This is a genomic window from Rhodopseudomonas sp. B29 (assembly GCF_000333455.1).
GTDB lineage: Bacteria > Pseudomonadota > Alphaproteobacteria > Rhizobiales > Xanthobacteraceae > Rhodopseudomonas.
The window spans coordinates 1-4,424 of the sequence record NZ_BADD01000598.1; the positions used below are offsets into that span (position 1 = coordinate 1).

A 4,424-nucleotide genomic window follows, 5' to 3' on the forward strand; every position below is an offset into this window, starting at 1 on the left:
AGCCACGCCAGCGACTCGCGCATCGAGTCCTGACTGTACAGCACGCCGATATGTTCGACGCCCGACGAGAGCACCAGCCGCCGCGCGGTGCCGGCGGCGAAGTCGCCATAGGTCCGGCCTGGCACTGCGCCGCCGCCAGCCGCGAGATTGACGAGGCGCAGGCCTTCGTCCTTGAGCATCTCCGGCTCGAGATTGCCGACAATCACCAGCAGGTCGCGCGGAAGTGTCGCCGTTGCCTTCTTGGTGAACACCGACACCGCGATAGTGGCGCTCATTTCAGGATGTTCGACGCCGTATTGTACCACGATGTCCGACGCCATCGAATGGCCGAGCACCGCGGCGCGGCCGTCGCTTTGCGGCAACGAGCGGGCGAAGTCGGTGACGCGGCCTAGATCGTCGACCAGCTTGCCGGTGATCTTCGTCGGCTCGTCGACGTCGCCCTTCATCGTCTCGGGATTGCGACCGTGACCGGTGAAGTCGAACGTCACGGCGATGTAGCCGTTGTGCGCGAACGTCTGCGCGAACGGCTGCATCAACTGCTGGGAGCCGGCGAAGCCGTGCGCGATCACCACCACGGGCGCCTTAGTCGTGGTGTCAGCGCGAAACACCGTCACCGGAATGTGGCCCACACTGGTGTGGGTGATAATCAGATCGGCCTTGGCGCGCTCGAGTTGCCACAGCGCCGCGCCGATCGCGACCAGCGCGAGGACGGCAACAACGATGCGTAGTGGCAGCACGAGGCGATGCATCAATCGACGTCCGGCACGTGTCTCTTGCGGATGCTGCGCACGGTCCACCAGATCGAGAACGCTGCGATCGGCACGAATAGTGCGATCAGGAGATTGGGATCGACCTTGAGCTTGCCGGCCTCGGCCGCGCCTTTCACCATGTAGCCGAACAACCCGACCACATAGTAGGTGATTGCCGCGGTGGACAGGCCTTCGACTGTCGTCTGCAGCCGGAGCTGCAGCCGGGTCCGGGCGTTCATCGATTTGAGCAGTTCCTGGTTCTGATGCTCGAGTTCGACGTCGACGCGGGTGCGCAGCAGATTGGCGGCGCGTGCCAGCTTCAGCGACAGGTCGGACTGCCGCGCCTCGGTGGTGGCGCAGGTCCGCATCGCCGGCTTCATGCGGCGGGCGAGAAACGACGACCAGGTCGGCAGGCCGCCGACCTTGCGTTCACCCAGCGTCGCCAGCCGGCCATTCATGATCTCGTCGTAGGCGCGGCTGGCGCCGAACCGGTACAGGCTGGCCGCGGCGCCGGCCTCGACGTCGGCGGCGAGCTCGGTCAGTTCCTCCAGCATGCGATTGTTCATTGCCAGATCGCCGCTCTTGCGCATTGCCGCCGTGACCTCGGCCAGCCGCCGCTCGCTGGCCGCGATCGACGGCGCCAGCCGCTGCGCCTCGGGCAGGCCGAGCAACGCCAGCGTCCGATAGGTCTCGACCTCGAGCACGCGCTGCACCAGCGCGCCGGCACGCTCGGGCGTCATGCCGCGATCGAGCACCAGCACCCGCACGAAGCCGGAGGGGCCGGGCTGAAAGTCGGTGGCGAATACTGCCATGCCGTCGGAATTCTCCGCGACCGCAAGGCTGGCGCGGTCGAACAGCCGCTCGGGTGCAGTGCGCGGCGGATCCTCCGTCATGAGGTGCAGGTCGATCGCGACCAGCAGCGGTCCCGGCTGCGGCAGCAATTGCATCGGCGAGGCCAGCGACGAGGCGTCGGGATAGAACGGCGCGCCTTCGGGATCGGCCGGCAGCTCCCAGGTGTAGGTGGTGAATTCCGAATGCTGCTCCCAGCGCACAATCGTGGTGCCGAGCTTGGCGCGGTGGTGCTTCTCGCCGGCCACCGGCGGCTGTAGGCCGCGCGATTCACAGAAGCTGGTCATTGCGGCGCGATCGGCCGCAGCGCGCGTACCCGACGTATCGAACGCGAAGTGCAGCACGCGCGCCGGCACCGTGATGGCGGTGAACGGCCGGGCATGGACTTCGCCGAGCACGACCGCGCGTAGCGGGTGCGGCGAAAGTCGAACGTTGCCGTCACCAATCTGAACTTCAGCCGTCATCGTAATTGGACCTCAGAGCCGTTTTGACCTTGCTCAACATTCGCGCCGGTTGACTTGAGTAACATTGCGGCGCGATAGACAGAAGCCGAAAGGTTCCGACCTAACAGTTAAGAACACAGGCTGTATCGGTCGGTCGCAGGCGTCGGACTTGTTCGAAATCAACGACCTCGGCACCCCGCCGGGCTCTTAAGCGACGATCCGGTGTCATCCGTTTGCAATCTGGCTCGGGCTGGTCATAAGGTTCGGCCGTTGTTCGCCGCGGGCCCTTCGCGGTTGTCGAATGGAGCGTGTGGTGAAAATTCCAGTCCGTATCGGCACGCGCAAGAGCGTGATGGCGCTTGCCCAGACTGAAGATATCGCCCGGCGATTGAGCGCTGCCGACAGCGCTCTCGCCCCGGAGATCGTCAAATTCGAGACGGTCGGTGATAGCGATCAGATCAGCAAGCTGTTGCCGCACGGCGGAAAAGGCGGCGCCTTCGTGGCCGAGATCCGCGCCGCGATGCTGCGCGGCGAACTGCATTGCGCAATGCACTCGCTGAAGGACATGCCCGGCAACGAAGAGACGCCCGGACTGATCGTCGCCGCCACGCTGGCGCGCGATCCGGCCTGCGACTCGCTGGTGCTGCGCAAGGGCATCACCCTTGACGATCTGAAGAAGTCACGCGGCAAGGGTTACACCATCGGCACCAACGCGGTGCGGCGCGCTGCCTATGCCAAGCGGCTGTTCCCCGAAGTCGAAGTGATTCACTTCCGCGGCGCCGCCGATACGCGCATCCGCAAGCTCGACAATGGCGAGAAGCAGCGCCTGCCGGGCGGCGGCGACATAGGCCCGGCCGACGCGCTGATCATGGCGCGCTCCGGCCTCGAGCGCGTCGGTTTCGTCAGCCGCATCGTCCACGACTTCACGCCAGAAGAGATGCTGCCGGCCGCCGGCCAAGGCATCGTCGCGGTCGAGTGTCCGATCAACGATTGGCAGACTCGCAAGTATCTGGCGCTGATCGACGATCCGGCGGCGCGGCTGTGCTGCGATGCCGAGCGCGAAGTCCTGTGGGTGCTGAACGGCCACTGCAATTCGCCGATGGCGGCGCACTCCACCATCACCGGCGATCAGATGACGATGCGCGCCTCGGTGCTGGACGAAGAGGGCGGCACCTTCATCGAGGCGGCGCGCACCGGCCCGGCCAACAAGCCGCGCGAACTCGGCCGCGCCATCGCGCTCGACCTGCTCGACAAGGGCGCTTCGGCGATCATCGAAAAGACGCGGCCGGAGTAAGCATCCTATGGCGACCGTATTCCCCTTCTCGGCGATCGTCGGCCAGGACGAGATGAAGCTGGCGTTGCTGATCGCAGCGGTCGATCAGAAGGTCGGTGGCGTGCTGGCGTTCGGCGATCGCGGCGCCGGCAAGTCGACCGCCGTGCGCGCACTCGCGGCGCTGCTGCCGAAGATGAAGACCGTCGTCGGCTGCCGCTACAATTGCGACCCCGACCAGCCCGAGCGTTACTGCGAAGAGTGCAGGGAGAAGGTCAAGCACGGCAAGGTCAAGACCGCACAGGTGCCGGTGCCGGTGGTCGATCTGCCGCTCGGCGCGACGGAAGACCGCGTCGTCGGCGCGCTCGATCTCGAACGCGCGTTGTCCAAGGGCGAGAAAGCGTTCGAACCGGGCCTACTGGCGCGCGCGCATCGCGGCTTCCTGTACATCGACGAAGCCAATCTCCTCGAAGATCATCTGGTCGATCTTTTGCTCGACGTCGCCGCCTCCGGTGAGAACGTGGTCGAGCGCGAAGGCCTGTCGATCCGTCACCCGGCGCGCTTCGTGCTGGTCGGTACCGGCAATCCCGAAGAGGGCGAACTACGTCCGCAACTGCTCGACCGCTTCGGCCTGTCGGTCGAGGTGAAAACGCCCGATACTTTGCCCGAGCGCATCGAAGTGGTTCGCCGCCGCGATGCGTTCGAGAACGATCCGGCCGGCTTCAACGAGACCTGGTCCAAAGAGGAAGCCAAGCTGCGCCGCAAGATCACGCAGGCCAAGGAACGGCTGCCGGAAGTAACCGTCAGTGATGCCGCGCTGGAGCGCGCCGCCAAGCTGTGCATGACGCTCGGCACCGACGGCCTGCGCGGCGAACTGACTCTGATGCGCGCCGCTCGTGCGCTGGCTGCGCTCGAACACGCCAAGACCGTCACCGACGAACACCTTAAGCGCATCGCGCCGCCGGCGCTCCGCCATCGACTGCGCCGCAATCCGCTCGACGACGCCGGCTCCAGCGTTCGCGTCGATCGCGCGCTGACTGAAATCTTCGGATGAGCACCCGGGGATGAGCATTTCGCTCGCATGGTCCGATGCGGTGACCGCGGCGCAACTGT

The 4,424-nt window shown here is 65.9% G+C and carries 4 protein-coding genes; 2 read left to right on the plus strand and 2 right to left on the minus strand.

Annotation, left to right across the window (positions count from 1 at the left end; genetic code table 11):
* A partial coding sequence (locus I5M_RS21560) for a S9 family peptidase (protein ID WP_022723300.1) occupies positions 1-749 on the minus strand: 749 nt, incomplete at its 3' end.
* Positions 749-2,062 carry a DUF3422 family protein gene (locus I5M_RS21565; RefSeq protein WP_022723301.1) on the minus strand — a complete coding sequence of 438 codons (1,314 nt, stop codon included), beginning with the start codon at positions 2,060-2,062 and terminating at the stop codon, positions 749-751. The genes I5M_RS21565 and I5M_RS21560, both read right to left, overlap by 1 nt.
* A 280-nt stretch (positions 2,063-2,342) precedes the next feature.
* On the opposite strand from I5M_RS21565, the gene hemC reads away from it, so the two are divergent.
* Both hemC and bchI read left to right on the plus strand, forming a co-directional pair.
* On the plus strand, positions 2,343-3,335 hold the full coding sequence (hemC, locus tag I5M_RS21570; protein ID WP_022723302.1) for a hydroxymethylbilane synthase: 993 nt from the start codon (positions 2,343-2,345) through the stop codon (positions 3,333-3,335).
* A 7-nt stretch (positions 3,336-3,342) separates the two neighbouring features.
* Positions 3,343-4,365, plus strand: coding sequence for a magnesium chelatase ATPase subunit I (gene bchI, locus I5M_RS21575; RefSeq protein WP_022723303.1), 1,023 nt, complete (start codon positions 3,343-3,345; stop codon positions 4,363-4,365).
* The last annotated feature ends 59 nt before the right edge of the window (positions 4,366-4,424 follow it).